At 70.1% G+C, this 20657-nt stretch carries 15 protein-coding genes and 1 pseudogene; 9 read left to right on the top strand and 7 right to left on the bottom strand.

What is annotated here, in order from left to right:
- Positions 1 to 19 precede the first annotated feature (19 nt).
- Positions 20 to 562: a class I SAM-dependent methyltransferase gene (locus J5X86_RS13645; protein ID WP_208517040.1), complete on the top strand. Its 543-nt coding sequence runs from the start codon at positions 20 to 22 to the stop codon at positions 560 to 562.
- A gap of 38 nt (positions 563 to 600) precedes the next feature.
- On the opposite strand, the gene J5X86_RS13650 is transcribed toward J5X86_RS13645, so the two are convergent.
- Entirely contained in the window at positions 601 to 1485 is an 885-nt protein-coding gene (locus J5X86_RS13650) for an SDR family NAD(P)-dependent oxidoreductase (protein ID WP_308124544.1), read from the bottom strand.
- A 51-nt stretch (positions 1486 to 1536) separates the two neighbouring features.
- Here J5X86_RS13650 and J5X86_RS13655 point away from each other — a divergent pair, with 51 nt between their 5' ends.
- Positions 1537 to 2187: a TetR/AcrR family transcriptional regulator gene (locus J5X86_RS13655; protein ID WP_208517041.1), complete on the top strand. Its 651-nt coding sequence runs from the start codon at positions 1537 to 1539 to the stop codon at positions 2185 to 2187.
- 55 nt (positions 2188 to 2242) lie between these two features.
- On the opposite strand, the gene J5X86_RS50640 is transcribed toward J5X86_RS13655, so the two are convergent.
- Complete coding sequence (locus J5X86_RS50640; RefSeq protein ID WP_308124545.1) at positions 2243 to 4195, bottom strand: NAD(P)-binding protein; 1953 nt, start codon at positions 4193 to 4195, stop codon at positions 2243 to 2245.
- A 346-nt stretch (positions 4196 to 4541) separates the two neighbouring features.
- Between J5X86_RS50640 and icmF the strand changes: the two genes are divergently transcribed.
- The 6 genes from icmF to J5X86_RS50645 all read left to right on the top strand — a co-directional run bounded on the left by icmF (position 4542) and on the right by J5X86_RS50645 (position 13549).
- Positions 4542 to 7772 carry a fused isobutyryl-CoA mutase/GTPase IcmF gene (icmF, locus tag J5X86_RS13665; RefSeq protein ID WP_208517042.1) on the top strand — a complete coding sequence of 1077 codons (3231 nt, stop codon included), beginning with the start codon at positions 4542 to 4544 and terminating at the stop codon, positions 7770 to 7772.
- Between the two features lie 41 nt (positions 7773 to 7813).
- The gene (locus tag J5X86_RS13670) at positions 7814 to 8674 is read left to right on the top strand and encodes a 3-hydroxybutyryl-CoA dehydrogenase (protein ID WP_208517043.1); all 861 of its coding nucleotides are present in this window, start codon (positions 7814 to 7816) and stop codon (positions 8672 to 8674) included.
- Positions 8675 to 8790: 116 nt separating this feature from the next.
- On the top strand, positions 8791 to 9375 hold the full coding sequence (locus J5X86_RS13675) for an SUKH-4 family immunity protein (protein ID WP_208517044.1): 585 nt from the start codon (positions 8791 to 8793) through the stop codon (positions 9373 to 9375).
- A 176-nt stretch (positions 9376 to 9551) separates the two neighbouring features.
- A complete protein-coding gene (locus J5X86_RS13680; protein WP_208517045.1) occupies positions 9552 to 10667 on the top strand; it encodes an aminopeptidase P family protein in 1116 nt (371 codons plus the stop codon).
- A 599-nt stretch (positions 10668 to 11266) separates the two neighbouring features.
- Positions 11267 to 12448, top strand: coding sequence for an Ig-like domain-containing protein (locus J5X86_RS13685; RefSeq protein WP_208517046.1), 1182 nt, complete (start codon positions 11267 to 11269; stop codon positions 12446 to 12448).
- A 516-nt stretch (positions 12449 to 12964) separates the two neighbouring features.
- On the top strand, positions 12965 to 13549 hold the full coding sequence (locus tag J5X86_RS50645) for a GNAT family protein (RefSeq protein WP_308124546.1): 585 nt from the start codon (positions 12965 to 12967) through the stop codon (positions 13547 to 13549).
- A gap of 122 nt (positions 13550 to 13671) precedes the next feature.
- Here the strand turns inward: J5X86_RS50645 and J5X86_RS50650 are convergent.
- A pseudogene (locus J5X86_RS50650) lies at positions 13672 to 13940 on the bottom strand (helix-turn-helix domain-containing protein); the annotation flags it as partial.
- 61 nt (positions 13941 to 14001) lie between these two features.
- Between J5X86_RS50650 and J5X86_RS50655 the strand changes: the two are divergent.
- A complete protein-coding gene (locus J5X86_RS50655) occupies positions 14002 to 14259 on the top strand; it encodes an aldo/keto reductase (protein ID WP_374229254.1) in 258 nt (85 codons plus the stop codon).
- 93 nt (positions 14260 to 14352) lie between these two features.
- Here J5X86_RS50655 and J5X86_RS13695 read toward each other — a convergent pair whose 3' ends face one another.
- Genes J5X86_RS13695 through J5X86_RS13710 form a run of 4 tightly spaced genes read right to left on the bottom strand, consistent with a single transcriptional unit; the run spans position 14353 to position 20615 of the window.
- Positions 14353 to 17562 carry a glycoside hydrolase family 38 C-terminal domain-containing protein gene (locus tag J5X86_RS13695; RefSeq protein ID WP_208517047.1) on the bottom strand — a complete coding sequence of 1070 codons (3210 nt, stop codon included), beginning with the start codon at positions 17560 to 17562 and terminating at the stop codon, positions 14353 to 14355.
- A gap of 28 nt (positions 17563 to 17590) precedes the next feature.
- Positions 17591 to 18403: a carbohydrate ABC transporter permease gene (locus J5X86_RS13700; protein ID WP_208517048.1), complete on the bottom strand. Its 813-nt coding sequence runs from the start codon at positions 18401 to 18403 to the stop codon at positions 17591 to 17593.
- On the bottom strand, positions 18400 to 19356 hold the full coding sequence (locus tag J5X86_RS13705) for a carbohydrate ABC transporter permease (protein ID WP_208517049.1): 957 nt from the start codon (positions 19354 to 19356) through the stop codon (positions 18400 to 18402). Before J5X86_RS13705 ends, J5X86_RS13700 begins: the two co-directional genes overlap by 4 nt.
- The gene (locus tag J5X86_RS13710) at positions 19344 to 20615 is read right to left on the bottom strand and encodes an ABC transporter substrate-binding protein (protein WP_208517050.1); all 1272 of its coding nucleotides are present in this window, start codon (positions 20613 to 20615) and stop codon (positions 19344 to 19346) included. The genes J5X86_RS13705 and J5X86_RS13710 overlap by 13 nt, the downstream gene beginning before the upstream one ends.
- Positions 20616 to 20657: the final 42 nt, after the last annotated feature.

The raw sequence follows: 20657 nt of genomic DNA on the forward strand, positions 1-20657 counted from the left end.
CGTGTGACACGCTGGCGGCATGACGTGGAACGGTGACGAGTACCAGTCGCGGTTCGACCGCATCGCCGCCGAAGGAGGGGACATCCACGGTGAAGCCGCGCTGGTCCGCTCCTTCCGGCCGACCACGGTCCTCGACGCGGGTTGCGGCACCGGCCGGGTGGCCATAGAGCTGGCCCGTCACGGGATCGACGTGGCGGGCGTGGACACCGACGAGTCGATGCTCGCCACCGCCCGGCGGCTGGCCCCGGAGATCCGCTGGCATCAGCAGGATCTGGTCGACCTCGACCTGGGGTTGTCGTTCGATGTCGTGGTGCTGGCGGGCAATGTCCCCCTGTTCACCCCACCGGGAACGGAACCGGCCCTGGTGGCCGGGGCGGCGGCCCATGTGCGTCCGGCCGGCCGTCTCGTCGCGGGTTTCGCCCTGGACCGCGGTTACCCGCTGGACGCCTACGACGCGCACTGCCGTGCGGCGGGACTCACCCTCGAAGCCAGGTATGCGACGTGGTCCCGCGACCCTTACACCGACGGGAAGTACGCCGTTTCCGTGCATGGCAAGGCCTGAATGCCCACCACCGGGCCGACGTTCAGGGCTGTTGTTTGTCAGCCGCGGTAGGCGGGCGTGGCTCCCTTCGGGTAGTGGCGGCGCAGGTTGACGGCGAGGATCCGGTCGAGCGTGCGGTCGGTCAGTATCCGGGTCAGGCGCATGATCAGGGCGGCGTCCCGGCCGGCGGTGTAGCGGGTGCGCGGTCTGCGGGTCGTCACGGCCTTCGCGATGACCCGGGCGGCGGCGTCGGCGGTCAGGCCGGATGCGGTGCCCGAGGCCATCAGCGTGTTGGTCGCCTGGACCAGGCTGCCGTAGCGCTCGTCCTGGTCCGGCGTCATCTGGGCGGCCAGGTGGTTCGCGGCCGCGATCCCGCGGGTGGCCATCTCCGTGCGGACGCCGCCGGGCTCGACGACGACCACCTGTACGCCCAGCGGCGCGACCTCCCGGCGGAGTGAGTCGCTGACCGCCTCCAGGGCGAACTTCGCACCGGCGTAGGCGCCGTAGGTGGCCATGGCGACCTTGCCGCCGATCGAGCTGATGTTGATCACGCGACCCTTGCTGCGCAGCAGTGCGGGCAGGAGCGCCTGAGTGACGGCGATGTGGCCGAACAGGTTGACCTCGAACGCCTGCCGCCACTGGGCCATCGGCAGGGCTTCGACCGGGGCGTTCACCTGGACACCGGCGTTGTTGACGAGCGCGTGCAGTGCGCGCGGGTCATGGGCGACCCGCGCCGCGAGTGCCGCCACCTGCTCGGAGTTCGTGATGTCGAGGATGACCGGCTCGATGCCGGTCGATCGGATGGCGTCGGCGTCATGGTCGCGTCGCACGCCGGCCAGGACGTGGAATCCCTGACGTGCCAGTTCGCGGGCGGCTGACGCGCCCATGCCCGTGGAGGCCCCGGTGATGACGATCAGCTTCTGAGTTTCGGATGACGTTGTCACCTTGGCTACGTTAGCGTTTCAGATGACGCTGTCAACTGTATGATGGGTGTCATGGTCACCCGTGCGGAGTCCGCCGCCGTCACCCGCCGCGCTCTGCTCGACGCGGCCGCCGAGCTCCTCGACCTCGGCGGTCCCGAAGCGGTCACCTTGCGCGAGGTGGGCGCGCGGGCAGGCGTGAGCCGGGGAGCGCCGTACCGGCACTTCGCGGGCAAGGACAGCCTGCTGACCGCCGTCGTGACCGAGAGCTGGGAACGGATCGGCGACCAGGTGCACGCCCTGCGGACCGACCCGGCCCTGTCGGCCTCCGAGAAGCTGCGCGGCGCTCTCCACACCCTCGTCGGCGTCGGCCGGGACCAGCCGCACCTGTACCAGATGTTGTTCAGGCGCCGCGGACACCGCCCTGAAGAACTTGGTGAAGGACTCGATCGCGTCCGGCGTCAGCTATGCGGACCGGCGGGCGACGCGGTCGCAGACCGCGTCCGCGCGGCCGGACGCTTTCAGGACGAGTTCCTGGCCATCGTCGCCGACCTCGTGGGGGAGCGGAACGCACGGCACTACGGTGCCCTGCTGCTCGCCGGCGCCCACGGCATCGCGGACATGGAGCTCAGCGGGCACTTGGACACAGGCAAGTTGCGCACCACCGCCGACGAACTCGTCGACACCCTCGTCCGCATGGTCGCGGACGCCGGCGAAACGACATAGCAACGCCCACGGCCCGTGCGGCGACGATTTTCCGAGCCCCACACGCTCGGCCTTCCTAGGGCGTGGGCGTCATACCGTGTCGTAGCGCAGAGGCGATTCGCACGGCGGCTTCCCGTCCCTCGGCGATCGCGTGCGCGACACGTCGCGGAACCACGGCGTCGCCGACGGTCAGTACCAGGGGGTTGGTGCGGTCCGGGGCGGCGCGTGGGCGGCGTTCCCCCACGACGACGACCTGGTCCGCGGGCACGGTGGTCATCCCTCCGGAGGTGTGGTGAGCGACGGCGACGCCCTCGGGGCCGATGCCGGTTGCCGTGCACAGCGGCATGATGTCCAGTTCGCAGGTGCCCGACAACCGTTGCAGCAGTTGGACGCGGCTCTCGGGCGGGATGGCTCCGGCGAAGGCCGTTCCCGGGGTGACGAAGGTGATGCGGGGAACTCCCGCGGCCACGGCCAGTTCTACGACATCGCATCCCGGCCACCAGCCGAAGCCATCGTCGGCCACCAGCACATGGGCGGCACCGGCCATGGACGGAACTCCCCGCGTCAGTGCGGCCGACGACGCCATGGCCCCGGCCTCGATCAGCGGTGACGTCTCCACCGCGCCCGTGGCCAGCACCACGGCGTCGAATGCGTCGAGTTCACCGCCCGGCTCCGCGGTCCGCCGCAGACGTACATCGACACCCTCGGCGGACAGCATCCGTTCGTAGAAGCCGAGCAGCGCGGCCCAACCGGCGCGGTGGGGCGCCAGAGCCGCCGTGGACAGCTGTCCGCCCAGCCGGTCGGCGGCCTCGAAGAGGACGACATCCGCCACCCCGGCGCGGGCGAGACTCAGCGCGCACTCCAGGCCCGCGGGTCCCGCCCCCACGACGGCCACGCGCCGTCCGGTGACGCGCGGCGGGTCCCAGGCGCGCACCAGCGGTGCGGCGGGCCGACGCGGTTCGCCGGGCGGTGCGAGGTCCGGGTTGACCGCGCACAGCAGTACCGGGTCGAACGTCCGGCAGTCCTCGTTGCAGGCCACGCAGGGCCGGACCTCCGTCGCACGTCCCGTGAGCACCTTGCGCGGCAGGTCCGGGTCGGCGATGAGGGCGCGCGCCATCCCCACCAGGTCGGCTCCGGCCGCCAGGGCGTCACCGATCGCGGCCGCGGTACGGAAGGCGTGGGACGCCACAAGCGGCCGGGTGATGAGCGACCGCAGCCGCGCCAGGTCGTCCAGCACCGGCGGGCGCTCGGTGGCCATGTCACGGACGTACGTGGTGCGCACGCCGACGGTGACGTTGACGTAGTCGACCAACGGATCGACGGCGGGCAGCAGTTCGGCCAGTTCGTCCGGTCTCAGCGCCACGTCCTCCGACGCGTCGACGCTGAAACGGACGCCCAGCAGTGCGGCGGTCGACAGCCCGCGAATCGCGGCGATCACCCGTTCCAGCACCTCGAACCCGTCACGGCGCGGGTTCGTGCGCGGCGAGAGGAATTGCTCCAGCAGGTAGCCGTGGGCGGCGTGGAGTTCGATCCCGTCGAACCCGGCCTCCAGAGCGTGGGCGGACGATACGCGGAACGCCTCCACCACCTCGTCGATCTCGCTGCCGAGCAGAGCGCGCGGCGCTGTCGGCTCACGGGGAGACCGTACGGCCGAGGGCGCGGCCGGTGCGTAGTACGACTGCGCGCCGAGCGTCTCCCGGCCGAGATGGACAAGCTGGCAGACGGCGACCGCGCCTTCGGCGTGCATGGCGTCGACCCGCGCTCGCAGTGGCTCGACCGCCTCCGGACGATGGAGCTGAAGGATGTTTCCCTGCCGGGGCGCGGACTCCGGCGCCACCGTCGTACCGCCGCAGATCAGCAGCGCGGCGCCACCGGCCGCCAGACGGCCCCAGTACTCGGCGTCGCCGCCGAGCGGTAGCCCGTCCCGTACGAAACCGCTGGCGTGGGCGGTGGCGACCAGCCGGTTCCGCAGGGTCAGCGAACCGACGGTCAGCGGTGCGGCGGCTGCCGGAAGGTGTGATGCGATCACGGCGCCTCACTTCTGAGGAAGGGCCATGCGAGCACGCTCCGTGAAGGGCGCATGGTTGAACCTAAGCGGGTTCAAAGTTAAATGTGACCCCGGAGGGCCGTCAATCACAAGTCCCGAGATCACGGACTGATTGACGATACGACGCACCGCACCTAACGTTCAAACTGAAGTCGATTCACTCTCTGCCTGATGCGACCGGACCGGCTCGCCCTCGCGCTGCCCTGGCGGTGCGGGATCACTCGCACTGCTTCTGTGGTCCTCTTCACACCCTCCCCGCCTCCAGTGATTTACTAGGACGTCCTACTATCTCTTCAGTCAGCGCCCTGACCTGTCTGGGAAGGCCCTCATGAGCGATCTGCACCGTCCTGCGCACCCCGTCCGCCTGGTCACCGCTTCGGCGCTGTTCGACGGGCACGACGCGTCGATCAACATCATGCGACGGATCTTCCAGTCCCAGGGCGCGGAGGTGATCCACCTCGGTCACAACCGGTCGGTGCGGGAGGTCGTGGACGCTGCGCTGGAGGAGGACGCACACGGTGTCGCGGTCTCGTCCTACCAGGGTGGTCACGTGGAGTACTTCGAGTACCTGGTGGAGTCGCTGCGCGCGCAGGGAGCGGAGCACGTCCGTGTGGTGGGCGGGGGTGGCGGCGTCATCGTGCCCGAGGAGATCGACCGGCTGCGCGGTAGCGGAGTGACCATCTTCTCCCCGGAGGACGGGCAGCGGATGGGCCTCGCCGGGATGGTCAACTCGGTGATAAAGGACTGCGACTTCGACCTCTGGGACGGCAGGCCGGCCGACACCGCCGCCGTACTCGCCGGGGACCGGTTCGCGATCGCCCGCGCCATCACCGGAGCCGAACTCGGCAAGCTGCCCCCGGACTTCCTGGAACAGCTCCGTGCCGCCGCGGCGGCACGGGTCACGCCGGTGCTCGGCATCACCGGAACCGGCGGCTCGGGTAAATCCTCGCTCACCGACGAGTTGGTGCGCCGCTTCCGCGTCGACCAGCAGGACAAGCTGCGGGTCGCGGTGATCGCGGTCGACCCGACCCGCCGTCGTGGTGGCGGTGCGCTGCTCGGTGACCGGATCCGGATGAACTCCCTGGACGGGAACCGGGTGTTCTTCCGGAGTCTGGCCACGCGCAACAGCCGTGAGCTGCCGGAGCACCTGGCGGACGTGATCGACGTGGTGAAGGCCGCCGGGTTCGACCTGGTGATCGTGGAGACTCCGGGCATCGGGCAGGGCGACGCGGCGATCGTGCCGTTCGTCGACACCTCGATGTACGTGATGACGCCCGAGTTCGGCGCCGCCTCGCAGCTCGAGAAGATCGACATGCTCGACTTCGCCGACGTGGTGGCGATCAACAAGTTCGAGCGGCGCGGCGCCAAGGACGCGTTGCGCGACGTGGGCCGTCAACTGGTCCGCAACCGCGAGGCGTTCGGCATGCGGCCCGAGGACATGCCGGTGTACGGCTCCTCGGCGGCCACGTTCAACGACGACGGCGTCACCGCGCTGTACCAGCACCTGAAGGGCACCCTGGCCGAGAAGGGGCTGCCGCTGTCCGAGGGCAGGCTGGCGCCCGTCGACGTGCGCCACTCCTCCGGCATCCGGCAGGTGATTCCCGCCGAGAGGGTGCGCTACCTCGCCGAGATCAGCGAGCTGGTCCGCGGGTACCACGCCGAGACCGACCGGCTGGCCGAGTCGGCCCGGCGGGTGCAGCGCCTGGAGGCGGTCGAGGGCGAACTCGTCCAGGTCGGTTCCGACGCCGGGAATGTGCGCTCGCTGCTCGAGGACGCCCGCCGGAAACTCCCGCACGACATCACGGAACACATCGGGAACTGGCCCGCCGTCGTGGCCTCCTACTCCGGCGACGAGCAGATCGTGAAGATACGGGACCGGGAGATCCGCACCACGCTCACCCGCGAGTCCCTGTCCGGCAACAAGATCCCCCGGGTCGCCCTGCCCCGCTTCACCGACCACGGGGAACTGGTGCGGTTCTGGCGCCGGGAGAACCTGCCCGGCCACTTCCCGTTCACCGCCGGGGTGTTCCCCTTCAAGCGCGACGGCGAGGACCCGGCGCGGATGTTCGCGGGCGAGGGCGACCCGTTCCGCACCAACCGGCGCTTCAAGCTGCTGTCCGAGGGCCAGCCGGCCACCCGGCTGTCCACCGCCTTCGACTCCGTCACCCTCTACGGCCGTGACCCGGACGAACGCCCCGACAACTACGGCAAGGTCGGCACCTCCGGAGTGTCGGTGGCGACCCTGGAGGACATGAAGGCGCTCTTCGACGGCTTCGACCTGGTGGCGCAGACGACCTCGGTCTCCATGACGATCAACGGACCGGCGCCGGCCATCCTGGCGTTCTTCCTCAACACCACGATCGACCAGCAGATCGAGAGGTTCCGGACCGCCGAGGGCCGCGACCCGTCGCCCGAGGAGACGGCCGAACTGCGTGCGCACGCGCTGGGAAGCGTGCGCGGCACGGTGCAGGCCGACATCCTCAAGGAGGACCAGGGCCAGAACACCTGCCTGTTCTCCACCGAGTTCTCGCTGCGGATGATGGCCGACATCCAGGAGTGGTTCATCGCCAATAAGGTCCGTAACTTCTACTCGGTGTCCATCTCCGGCTATCACATCGCCGAAGCCGGCGCGAATCCCATCAGCCAGCTTGCCTTCACCCTGGCCAACGGCTTCACCTACGTCGAGTCCTACCTCGCCCGGGGTATGCACATCGACGACTTCTCCCCGAACCTGTCGTTCTTCTTCTCCAACGGTATGGACCCCGAGTACACCGTCCTCGGCCGGGTCGCCCGCCGCATCTGGGCCGTGGCGATGAAGGAGAAGTACGGCGCCAACGAGCGCAGCCAGAAGCTGAAGTACCACGTCCAGACCTCCGGCCGCTCGCTGCACGCCCAGGAGATGGACTTCAACGACATCCGCACCACCCTGCAGGCACTTATCGCGATCTACGACAACTGCAACAGCCTGCACACCAACGCCTACGACGAGGCGGTCACCACCCCCACCGAGGACTCGGTCCGCCGGGCCCTCGCCATCCAGCTGATCATCAACCGGGAGTGGGGTCTGGCGATGAACGAGAACCCCCTGCAGGGGTCCTTCATCATCGACGAGCTCACCGACCTGGTGGAGGAGGCCGTCCTCGAGGAGTTCGAGCGGATCAGCGAGCGTGGCGGCGTGCTCGGGGCGATGGAGACCGGCTACCAGCGCGGCCGTATCCAGGACGAGTCGATGCTGTACGAGCAGCGCAAGCACGACGGCACCCTGCCGATCATCGGCGTCAACACCTTCCGCAACCCGCACGCGGACACCGCCGAGCCCGACGCCATCGAACTGGCCCGCGCCACCGAGGAGGAGAAGCAGTCCCAGCTGGTGCGGGTGCGGGAATTCCAGGCCGGCCACCACGAGACGGCCCACGCCGCACTGGATGCCCTCAAGGACGCGGCGGTGACCGACCGCAACGTCTTCGCCGTCCTCATGGACGCCGCCCGGGTCTGCTCGCTGCAGCAGATCACCGACGCGTTCTTCGAGGTCGGCGGCCAGTACCGCCGTAATGTCTGACACCCCCGGCACACCCCCCAACTCACCGGAGAGAACCTCAGATGGATCCCGTTACCCGTCTCGGCGTCGTCGGCTGCGGCCTCATGGGCTCCGGCGTCGCCGAAGTCGCCGCCCGCCACGGCATCGATGTCCGTGTCGCCGAAGCCACCCCGGACGCCGCCGAGGCGGGCCGCCGTCGTCTGACCGCCTCCCTCGACAGGGGCGTACGGCGTGGCAAGCTCGGCGAGGAGCAGCGAGACCAGGCCCTCGCCCGGCTTTCCTTCACCCACGACCTCGGTGACCTGTCCGACCGCCAGTTCGTCATCGAGGCCGTCGCCGAGAACCGCGACATCAAGACCGACGTTCTGCGCGCCCTGGACAAGGTCGTGGAAGACCCGGCGGCGATCCTGGCCACCAACACCTCCTCGATTCCCATCGTCGACCTCGCCGTAGCCACGGAACGCCCCGCCCAGCTCATCGGCATGCACTTCTTCAACCCGGTGCCCGTGCAACAACTGGTCGAGGTCATCCCCGCTCTCACCACCAGCCAGGAGACCGTGCGGCGCACCCATGACATCGCCCAGCAGCTCGGCAAGCAGGCCATCCAGGCGCCCGACCGCTCCGGCTTCGTCGTCAACGCCCTCCTTGTGCCCTACCTGCTCAGCGCGGTGCGCATGGTGGAATCGGGCTCCGCACGCCCGGACGACATCGACCAGGGCATGGAACTCGGCTGCGCCCACCCCATGGGACCGCTCCGCCTGCTCGACCTCATCGGCCTCGAGACCATCCAGGCGGTGGCCGAGTCGATGTACGAGGAGTTCAAGGAGCCCCTGTACGCACCGCCCGCCCTGCTGCGCCGCATGGTCGCGGCAGGTCACCTCGGCCGTAAGAGCGGTCGTGGCTTCTACACCTACGATGCCTGAGACCCCTCGATGACGACGAGTCGGCCCTGCCGCGGCCGCTGAAAAGCTACCCCCCGCGATGCGATTGACTGGGGTCGGCAACGACCGAACGAAGCGGACTTCATGGGGGCCACGCGGTGAGAAGCAACGACACTCCGCTCATACCGGACGCGGTGTGGCTGGAGCAGCGGCTGGGTGAGGGCTCGCTCTGGCGACCGGACGAGGCCGGTCTGCCGGTCGAGCTGACCGATGCCGAGTCGAGGGAGTTCCTGCTCACGGTCGGTTTTCCGGCCGTCCGTCTCGACGTCGTACGGATCGACACTCGGCACGTGCGGGACGAGGGCGGGCTGGAACCGTTCGATGCCGACGAGATCTACGGGAACCGCTACCCCGACGACGACTCCCCGCCCAAGAACTTCTGCTTCACCGTGGCCACGCGGTACGACCAGCACCTGATGCTCGAAGCGGCGGACGGTGGCATCACCCACTACGACCCCAACGGGTGGGACCACGGAGACGGGTGGCAGGGACCGGCCGCCGATTCGCTGCCCCGGCTGGCCGTGCTCCTCGGGCTGATCGCCGAATCGAGCAACGCCCTGGAATCGGCCGACGACGCCGTACGGGCGGCCGCCGTCACCGATCTGCGTGAGCGCCTGATCGACCTGGACCCGGATGTGGACGAATCCGCGTTCTGGGGCGAGATCTTCGAGGATCTGGGCTAGGAGCGGGTCGGTCAGGCGGTCGGCTCGGATCTGGCACAGGCAGTGCGTCCCGTGCCCTTGGGGTTGCCGCGGTGCTGCATGCTGTGGAGGCTGAGGCCGAGAAGGGGCCTCAGCCGGTCGAGGACGGTCTGGCCCGCTGCCTCGGCCCGGCCCGACACCAGGATGGAGTACTCCCTGTGATCCTCACCGATCTCTACCCCGCCGACCGTCTGGAGCGCGCCCGGGAGGCCGCTGCCGGCGCGGGGCTGGACGCGCTGCTGATCAGTCCTGGCGCCGACCTGCGCTATCTGACGGGTTACCACGCCCTGCCCCTGGAGCGGCTCACCTGCCTCGTGCTCCCCGTGGCCGATGAACCCTTCCTCATGGTACCGGAGTTGGAGCGGCCCGCCGCGCTCGCGTCCCCGGCCGGGAACCTCGGCATCGAGATCACCGGATGGGCCGAGACCGAGGACCCGTATGCCCTCATCGCGGCCAGGCTGCCCGCCGGTACGGCCCGGGTCGGCGTCGACAACCACATGTGGGCCGAGAAGACGATCGCCTTCCGCGCCGTGCTGCCCGACACCGACCAGGCACTCGCCGGAGAGGTGCTCGGCCGGCTGCGGATCCGCAAGACCCAGGCCGAGGCCGAGGCGCTGCGCCGGGCGGGGGCGGCCATCGACCGGGTGCACGCCCGCATGGGCGAGTGGCTGCGCGCCGGGCGCACCGAACGCGAGGTCGGCCGGGACATCGCGGATGCCATCACGACCGAAGGACATGTGCGGACCGACTTCGTCATCGTCGGCTCCGGACCCCACAGCGCCAGTCCCCACCATGAGCTGTCGGACCGGGTGATCCTGCCCGGTGACCCCGTGGTGGTCGACATCGGGGGGACCACCGAAGACGGCTACTGCTCCGACTCCACCCGCGACTACGTCGTCGGCGAGCCGTCGGCGGAGTACCGACGGCTGTACGAGGTGCTGTTGACCGCCCAGCGCGCCCAGACCGATGCGGTGCGGCCCGGTATCACCGCCGAGCAACTGGACGCGATCGGCCGGGACGTCATCACGGACGCGGGCTTCGGGCCGCACTTCATCCACCGCACCGGCCACGGCATCGGGCTGGAAACCCACGAGGAGCCCTACATCGTGGCGGGCTCCGCCCTGCCGCTGGAGCCTGGTATGGCCTTCTCCGTCGAGCCGGGCATCTATCTTCCCGACCGGTTCGGAGCCCGCATCGAGGACATCGTCATCTGCACCGACGACGGCGGTGAACGGCTCAACCGCACCAGCCGTGAGCTGGTCGTACTGCCATGACCGTCCGGTACGGTCTCCAGCCGCTGCCACGCCGTATGCCCGTGCGGCCGATCCGGTCCGCGCGAGCGGCGCAGCACGGGTAAGCCTTCTCGACGGCCGGCATGCAGGCGCCGGTCAGAGCCAGGCTGGTGCCCTGCCCCGTCAGGTGGGACGGCGCATGGGCGGCATCGCCGACCACGACATCATCCATGGCGCCCGGGGCGTCGAAGCTCGGAGCGGCTTCGTGCTCGTCCGTCGGCCGCTCGCCGCGCAGTTTCTGTGCGGTGGGCCGCGCCGCCGTGGGCGTCGGCGACGCGACGTGGGCTCGCCGTCGCACCGGCGCTCGGCCGGTACGCGCGGCGCGCACGGCGCGAGCCGCCGGGCGCTGCGCCATTCAGGGCAATTCGCTCTGCCATCCCTGGCGTTGGGGGTGTTTGGCGCGCCTACTGGTGCTACAGACCGGTGGGTTCCCCATCTGCCGGGGGACGGCGACACGGGGATGTTCCCGCGTGGATCGCCGTATGTGCGCACCCCCTGGTCTCCGATGCGCCGCCCTGCGCGCTTGCAGTCGCGTGTGGCGAGTAACGGCCCACCATTCCAAACCGTTTGGAGGGCCCGTCATGGCTTCACCCACTGTCACTCTGGTCACGGCGTCACCGAATCCCGCGGTGTCCGGGCAGTCGGTCACGCTCACCGCCACCGTCATACCGCTCGGCGCCGGAACCCCCACGGGCACCGTCACCTTCGTGGTCAGTGGTGGCCCGACCCTGAACGGGACGCTGTCGGGCGGGACGGCTTCGGTCACCGCGAGCGGTCTGAGCGGTGGCACGCATATCGTCACCGCCACCTACAACGGCGATGCCAACTTCACCTCGTCCACCGGCACCACGGCCGTCCTGGTGATCCCGGCGTCGACGACGACCACGGTGACCTCGGCGCCGGATCCCTCGACGCTGGGGCAGTCGGTGACGTTCACTGCCACGGTCGCCCCGGTCGCGCCCGGTGCGGGCGTTCCGGCCGGCACGGTCACCTTCATCATCGGCGGCAGTGGAGGCGGTACGTTCACCCAGCCGCTGTCCGGCGGCACGGCGACGCTCACCCTCAGCACCCTCGGCGTCGGCACCCACGTCGTGGTGGCCGCCTACAGCGGCAGTACGGACTTCCTGCCGTCCACCGGCACCGACACCCACACCGTGAATCCCGGCCCCGCGGCGACGACCACCACGCTGACGTCCTCGGCCAACCCGTCCGTCTTCGGGCAGCCGGTCACGTACACCGCCACGGTCACGCCGAACCCGCCTGCGACCGGCACCCCGACCGGTTCGGTCACCTTCGTGATCACCGGCACCGGCGGGGGCACGTTCACCCAGCCGCTGACGGGCGGCACGGCCACGCTCAGCCTCAGCACCCTCGGTGTCGGCACCCACACCGTGACGGCCGCCTACAGCGGTGACACCAACTTCGCCCCGTCGTCCGCGTCGCTGACCCAGACGGTGAACAAGGCGGATACGACCACCGCGGTCAGCTCCGACACCAACCCCGCCCCGGCGCTGCAGCTCATCACCTACGCCGCCTTCGTGGGCCCCGTCGCCCCGGGTGCGGGGACCCGCACGGGAACGGTCGCCATCACCATCACCAACGCGCTGAACCTGATCACCATCACCGGGCCGGTGGACTCCTCCGGGTTCTTCATCGCCCACATCGGCCTGAGCGCGGGCACCTACAACGTCACCGCGACTTACTCGGGTGACGCCAACTTCAACGGCTCCACCAGCCCCACCTACACCCAGGTCATCACCTGACCGGGCAGCACCGCACTGAGCCCCGCCACCCCCCGAGGGGTGGTGGCGGGGCTCGGCTGCGCGAGAAGACCGCCACTTGCCACGAAGCGGCGGTCACACTCGCGCCATTCCCGCTCCGAACGGGATCCGTTTGAAGACGGACCTACTGGACCTTGTCGAAAATGGCCTCCAAGTGCCGCTCCCCGTCACGGGTTTGTGCACCTGCGGCCAGTGCGGCCTTGGTGAGACGGGCCGCGGCGGGCCCGCCGAGGAGCTGGCCGAGAAGCTCATTCCCCCTTTCCAGGCCGTGAGCGATCGAGTCCGACGCGGCGTCGACCGCTTCGACCGCGGCGCGAGCGACACCGGGTTGCAACGCGATCCGACTATGACGAGCGACGTACGCGCAGCGAACAAGCGCCCCTCATGTCGTAACACAGTCCGGCGTTGGGGTCACCGGTCATACAGCCGTGCCCGGAGGCGCTCCTCTCCTCAGTTCGGTTCTCCTGCCGGTGTCATGGCTCGTTCTAATGTGTCGAGGTGAAGAACAACATTCTCCTCGGCAGTGAGGTCCGTCTCGTCCTGTTATCCACCGAGCATGCTGACGCGCTCTTCCCCTCTGCGTCCGACCCTGAGGTATGGCGATGGATGCCGCGGCCACGTCCTGAGACCGTGACGCAGATGCGCACGATGCTGAGCCAGATGATCGCGGATCCTGCCCGGCGGTGCTTCGCGGTGCAACGTCGTGACGACGGCGCTGTGATCGGTTCGACCAGCTTGTACGACCTCGATCTGGACGAGAGCCGCGCTGAAGTCGGCGCGACCTGGTTCGACCGAACTTGCTGGGGAGGTCCGTACAACGCCGAGTCCAAGCTGTTGCTGTTCAGCCATGCCTTCGATGACCTGTGCCTCGTCAGGCTGGCTCTGCGCACCGACCATCTCAATGTGCGTTCTCAACAGGCTCTGGCCCGTCTTGGCCTGGTCCATGAAGGGACCCTGCGCAGCCATATGCGGCGCCAGGACGGCACCCGCCGCGACTCCATGTACTACAGCCTGCTCGCGGATGAGTGGCCCACCGTTCGTGACACGTTGCGGGCCAGGATCGCTGCCAAGAGGACCGCATGAGGGCTGGGATACCAGTCGCGCGCCTCCACGAGCGCCGCGCTGTTCCCGCTGGTCAGGTGAGGCGCTCGTGGAGGTCGGGTGTCGGCTGGTCCTGGGTGGCGGCCCAGGTGGACAGGAGGCGGAGGGCGTCGGCGCTGGGGGTGTGGGGGACGGCGGTGTAGATCACGAGCGTGAGGGCGGGGTCGGAGGCGTCGAGGTGCAGGGCGTGGGCCACGCCGTCCAGGACGCTGTCGGAGGCGCCCGAGAGGTTTCCCCGTTCCAGTCGCACGTAGCAGTCGACCGAGACACCGGCCAGCATCGCGACCTCCTCGCGGCGCAGCCCCTTGACCCGCCGGTGGCCGCCGTAGGCGGCCACGGCTTCCTCACCGGCACACTCCGCTCTCCCGAGCAGTTCGACGGGCGACTGGCGCCGGACCAGCCCGCGCTTCCAGGGCGAGAACTTCCAGCGCAACCTGGCCCTCGCCGACGAAGTGCGGGCCATCGCCGACGGGGCCGGTGCCACACCGGTCCAGGTCGCCCTGGCCTGGCTGCTGGCCAAGGGCGAGCACATCGTCCCGATACCCGGCACCAAGCGGGCCGCCCGCGTGGAGGAGAACACCGCCGCCGACACGGTCGAGCTGACCGCTGAGCAACTGGCCAAGCTCGACAGCCTGCCCCCGGCAGTCGGCCATGACGAAAACGAGGAGGTGAGGCGGCGCATCGAGCGCTGACGTTCCCCCACATGACCGTGATGGAGCGCGTTGTGGGAGCCGCCCGCCACCGACCCGGAGACGGTGGCGGGCGGCTCCTACGACGCTGCCCAGCTACCCCGCTGCCCCCGCGGCGCCGAGGCGCACCCGGACCGCGGTGGTGCCCAGGCGGGGGATGTCCACGAGGATGTCGTCGCCATCGAGGGTGGCGGGGCCGTCGGGGTCGCCGAGATAGGTGGCGCGGTCCGCGCTCGCGACGGGGAAGCCGCACCTGAGGCGGACCGTGCGCGGCTCCGTGGCGAAGGACTGGAGCCTCACCAGCAGGTCGACGCCGTCGTCACCCGGCACCGGGGCGACGTCGCGGACCGCGATGCGCGCGTCGTCCACGGAGAGCAGCGCGTGTTCGGCCGGCCGGTCCGCGTCGGGGGCGCCGTGCGCCGGGACGCCGATCAGCGGGTGGTCGACCTCGTAGGCGGTGCGCAGTGCCAGGGCGTCGGCGTCGATGCTCTCGCCGCCGCGGCGCACGCCCACCGCGTAGCGGAAGGTGGTGTGGAACGCCTGCTGGGACGGGAAGTTGGTGTCCCAGAGGTTGTTGTGGACCCAGGAGTAGACCGTGCCGGGCTGTCGCGGTGAGGTCGAGTCGGGGAAGGGTGCGTAGGGCAGGGCGATGGTCTCCGGCTCGACCAGCGGCGCGTCCCGGGTGATCCAGGCGACGGGGCCGCCATCGTCCGCCAGGGAGACGAACGACCTGACGGCACGCATGTGCTGGGGTGCGCCGGGCACATGGGCCAGGCCGGTGCCGGTCAGGGCCCCGGTGATCTCGTAGTGCACCGTGGGCCGCGTCAGCGCGAAGGGGAACGCGAGGTAGGCGCTCTCCTTCGTCATGGTGCCGGGCTTGTCGAAGCGGTTGTCGATCACCACGTGCGCATCGTCACGGCCGAGGCTGAGCGTGGTGCGGGCCCGGCGGACGCCGTCTGCCGCGTACTCGTAGGTGAGGCGCTGGCCGAGGGCGTCGTCGACGCGTTCGAGGAGCACGGCGGGGCGGGCCAGGGTCCGGGAGCCGAGGAGTTCCAGATCCTCGCTCACGGTGGTCTTGTTGGCCTGGTGGTTGTAGCCGCCCGCGGTGGTGTAGGTGTCGTAGACGTAGCCGTTGAAGCCGACGACGGCGTCCTGGTCGACGAGTTCGCGACCGGTGGCCTTCTCGACGAGGCTCGCCACACAGGCCGTGGTCAGGTCGACGCGGACGCGCAGATGGTCGTTCTCCAGGATCAGGTCGTGGGCGGTGGGCAGGGGGACGGCGCGGTCCTTGCGCTTCTCGCCCGCCTCGTCCCCGTCGAGGCGGAGCGGGGCGGGGGAGGCCACCACCTTGCCGTCGTCCTCGCCGGTCACCGTCACGTCCAGCCGTACGAGGCCGAACGGCGGCACGTCGGGTACATGGATGTGCAGCCACCGCCCGGCGTCCCGGTGGACCGGGTTGGTCTGCGCCTCCTGGACCAGCGGCAGTTCCGCGCCGGTGCGGCCGTCGGCCACCGACACCGTGCTCGTGAGCGGGACACGGCTCTCGCGCAGGAACACCGTCACGACCGAGGTACGGGCCGCCGCCGTGGTGTTGACGGCCCAGTACGTCACGTCGGCGCCGGCCGCGGTGGGCAGCAGGGCGCCGAGTGCGGCCGAGGCGTGGTCGAGGAAGGTGTCTGCATCGTTGTCGCCGTGCAGCGCGTACCCGTACTTCCAGTGCCACTGCTGCTCGCCCGACTCGCCGCCCGCGTCACCATGGGTCCACGGGTCGGCGGCGCCCCAGGTGTGCTCGTTGAACAGGGACACCGACCGGTACACCTGGTCGGCGCCGCCGCGGGCGGCAGCGGCCAGGTCGGTGGTGGGCCCCGCGGGGGAGGCCAGGGCGGCCATGCCGTACAGGGTGGTGGCGTCGGTGACGGTGGACTGGGCGCGGCGCACCATGGCCTGGGGCCGGGCGCCCGAGCCGACGCCCTCGACCCACCAGTCGCCCCAGTCGCCCTCGAAGGCGGGGATGGCGTCGCCGAGGCGGGCCTCGGCGTCGGTGAAGAAGTCGGTATTGGTGGACAGCCGCAGCCTGGGGCTGTCCCACGTCTCGTTCCAGCGGCGTACGGTCTCGGCGAGAATCAGCCGCGGCGGCGCGTTGTCCCCGAAGTGGCCCTGCACCCTCAGGTGCAGCACGTCCCACGGGTACGGCTCGCGCTCCCCGGGCGCGGGGGACGGTGAGCCGAGGAGCTCGGGCGGGATCGGGTAGGGGTTGGTCGCGAGCGACGTCAGGTAGGCGGGCAGCAGGTCGTCCACCATGGCGTAGGAGGTGTCGAAGCCCAGCACGGGCCCTTCCATGTAGGCCAGGCCGTGGGGGCTGTCGGTCATCCACACCAGCACCTCCTTGCCCGACGGGGCGCGCCACCGGAACAGGCGCGGCAACCGCGCCCCGCCGTTGGTGGTGGGCACCGAGCGCCCGGCCCAGTTGTGCGCCACCGACAGGTAGCGCACGCCCAGCGGGGACAGGGCGTCCGGCAGCCCGGCGACGGAGCCGGGCACATCGGTCTGCATGGCCGAGCGGAACTCGATGCCGTAGGTGTCCCGCACCCGGCGGGCCAGCCGCAGCAGTTCGTGCAGTTCGTCGGTGGAGCAGGTGTCGCTGTGGAGGTTGTACGGCATGGCCGTCAGCTCGATCTGGCCGGCGCGGACCCGCTCGACGAACTCCGCGACCCGCTCCGGCGGCCGGACGGCGGCCCACTGCTCGAACGACCACAGCGACTCCACGGCCCACCGGAACTTGGCGTCGTCGGGCCAGCCGTCGGTGGTACGGGTCAGGTCGAGGCAGGAGTCGAGGAAGGCGACGTGCTCGCCGAGGACGGTGCCCTGGGGATCGGTGTAGCCGATGTCCAGGTGCGAGTGGTGGACCAGGTGGATCGTCCAGTCCCGCGGTGGTTCCAGCGCGAAGGCGAGCACCGCCGACACGTCGCCGTTGCGGGCCTGGATCCGCACGTCGCGGCGGTCGTTCTCCAGGGGGAGCATCAGGCGTGGGCCGCCGGGCGCGGGCAGCACCTCGACGGGCACCCGGCCACGGCCGGCGACCTCCACCTCGAAGGTCCACTCGTCGTGGTCCGGCGCGTCACCGGAGACGAGGATGCGCACACCGCGCCGGGCGCCCGCGTCGTCGCGGCGTACGAGGTGTTCCGGCAGGGCCCGCAGTTCCGTGCCGCCGGCCCGCGCGGTGGCGGCGACGGCGAGGCCGATCATGCTCGTCCGGGCCTTGTCGGTGGACCAGCGGCGGTCGCGTACGAGGGCGCGCGTCGTCATATGTCTTTCTCTCCCAGGGTGGTTCGGGTCAGGCCGTGAGCCGCAGGCTGTTGACGAAGAAGCGCTGGAACACGAAGAAGAGGACCACGGTCGGCAGCGACGCCACGAGCGCGCCGGCGAGCACGACCGGCGGCCCCACCGTGGAGTAGTTGCCGCCGAGGTCGGCCAGTGTGGCCGTCACCGGCCGCACGTTCGGGCTGAGCGACAGGGTGATGCCGAACAGCAGGTCGTTCCAGATCCAGGTGAACTGGAAGATGAACGCGGCCAGCAGCGCGTTCCTGGCCAGCGGCAGATGGATCCGCAGGAACATCGACAGCCAGTTCACGCCGTCGAGCTGGGCCGCCTCGGAGATCTCCCTCGGCACGGTGAGCATGAAGTTGCGGTTGACGAAGAACGCGAAGGGGATGGTCAGCGCCACGTAGATCAGCAGCATGCCGTACTGGGTGTCGTAGAGGTCGGTGGCGGCGTACCCGGTGAACAGGGGGGACAGGAACGTCTGGAGGGGCAGCACGGTGCCGGTGAAGATGAACCAGAACCAGAATGCGGGCCGCCGTACCGGCATCACGGTGACGGCGAACGAGGCGAGTGCCGCGACCACCACCGCCACCGCCGCGCCGATCACCGCGTACATCAGGGTGTTGAGCAGTCCCTGCCCGACGTCGGCGCTGTCGAACGCGGCGCGGATGTTCGCGAACAGCCCAGGGGACGCGAACCACCAACGTGGCGATCCGGTGTACTGCTTGGCCGGGGTGAAGGCGTTGACGACGACCAGCCAGGTCGGCACCAGCCACAGCACGGAGACCAGGATGACCAGGGCACCGCGTACCGTCCTGCCCGTCATACGCCCTCCCCAGGCCGCTGCCCCACCTGTCGCCGCAGGTAGAGCCAGGAGGCGGCGATGACGACGACCGTCAGCACGACGGAGACGGCCGCGCCGTAGCCGTACCGGTTGAGGGTGAAGGTCTGCCGGTACATCGTCAGCGCGAGTGTCTCGGAGGCCGTTCCGGGGCCGCCCTGGGTGAGCAGCCACACGATGTCGAAGGTCTTGAGGCTGTTGACGATGGACATGCCCACCACCACGACGGTCATCGGCCGTAGCTGCGGCACGATCACGCGCAGGAAGAGCTGGAGGCCCTGCGCGCCATCGAGCCGGGCGGCCTCGATGGTGTCCGAGGGAATGGTCTGGAGCCCGATCAGGAACAGGATCAGCGAGGCCCCGGTCGCCTGCCACGTCGTCGCCACGATCATGACGAGGGTGTTCATCGGCCAGTGCAGCAGCCACTCCTGCTGCCAGCCGCCGAGCCCCACCGCGCCCAGCGTCTGGTTGACCGCCCCGTCGCTCTTCAGCAGGAACGTCCACAGCAGCGCCGTCGCCGAGCCGGAGAGCGCGTACGGGATGACCACGGCGGTGCGGGCCACCGCGCCCCAGCGCACCGAATGGGTCAGCACCGCGAGGAGCAGGCCCAGCAGTACGGGAAGGACCAGCGTGCCCACCACCCAGAGCACGGTGTTCAGCAGCGACCGGCCGAAGTCGGGGTCGGAGAAGAGCGCGGTGTAGTTGGACAGGCCGACGAAGCGTGCGGTGATGCCGTTGTCGTCGAAGAGGCTGCGCCATGCGGTGACCAGGAAGGGCACGACCAGGAGCAGCAGGACCAGCGCCACGGCGGGGGTGAGGAACGCGCCCACCCAGACGGCGGCGCGGTGGCGATCGGAGCGCGGGCCGGGCGTGGGGGCCTTGGGGCGGCGTGGCCCTGTCTGTACGGCCGCCTCGTCGGCAGTGGTCAGGATGTCCACATCTTCCACTCCTTGTCGGCTCGGTGCTGCATGCTCGTCAGGGTCTTCGTCGCCTGTGCCGACGTGGGGTCGATCATGAAGGCGCTCAAGTCCTGGACGTTCCCTTCGATCAGTACGGGGGGCGATGCCTCCCAGTAGCGGATGGCCTGTGCCGGCCGTTCCCGTCGCACCTGGGCGGCGACCTCGCGCACCGTGTCCACCTTCGGCACGACGCCCGGGTCGGCGGAGGTGTCCCGCAGGAATCCCGTCCACGCCGTCTGGACCGCCGGGTCGAGCCAGGCGCGTGCCACGGCGAGGGCGGCGTCGCGCTTGTGGGCGTGTCCCGACACCGCCAGCACACCGCTCTCCACGAGGACCGAGGGGGCGCCGCCGGGCGGCGGAGGCAGCAGGAACGCGCCGAGGTCGGCCTCCTTGACCCCGGTGTCGAGGAACGCCCCGGTGTTCCAGGTGCCGTAGAGGCACATGGCGGTGCTGCCCCGCGTGAACTGGCCCGGTACGTCCGTGGACGAGGCGTCGGGCGAGGAGAACGCGCCCCGCCGGTACAGATCGCTCCACAGGGCCATCGCGCGCCGGCACACCTCGTCCGTGTACGAGGCCCGGCCCGCCGTGAGGTCGAGGTAGAAGCGGTGGTCGAGCCCGTTGACGAGCTGCTGGAACCAGATCGAGGACTCCCAGGTGGTCGCGCCGCCGGAGGAGATCGGCGTGATGCCCTTGGCGTGCGCGGCGTCCACCACGTCGAGGAACTGCTGCCACGTCGTCGGCACGTCCACACCGAGTCGCTTGAAGACGGGCCGGCTGTAAAAGACCACGAAGTACGACTTGTAGAGCGGGACGCCGTACTGCCTTCCCTCGTGGCTGAAGGTCTGGCGCAACGCGGTGTCGTCGCTCCAGCCGCGCCGGGCCGCCTCGTCCCAGGCGTCGGTGACATCGGCGAGGATCCCGGCGCGGGCGATATCGCGCAACCGGTACCCGTTCCACCACTTGATGAGATCGGCCGTGGAGTCGGTCTGCGCCGACATCCGCACGATCTGCTGGTAGTTGCTGACGTTGGGAACCGCCCGCGGCGCGAGCCGGAAGCCGGACAGCGGCCGCAGCTGCCTGCCCGCCGCCCGGAAACCCGGCGCCCAGGTGGGGTTGTCGTTGAACACCGAGACCACGTCGGCCGGTGCGGGCCGGCTCATCGAACCTCGTGCGCACGCGCTGAGCGCGAGACTGGAGATGCCCGCGAAGGAGGAGGCCAACACCCTCCGGCGGCTCATCCCATGTGGCATGTCGACCGACCCCATCTGACCCCCTCGTCA

It is taken from the genome of Streptomyces sp. NEAU-YJ-81, from assembly GCF_017592595.1.
Classification (GTDB): domain Bacteria; phylum Actinomycetota; class Actinomycetes; order Streptomycetales; family Streptomycetaceae; genus Streptomyces; species Streptomyces hygroscopicus_B.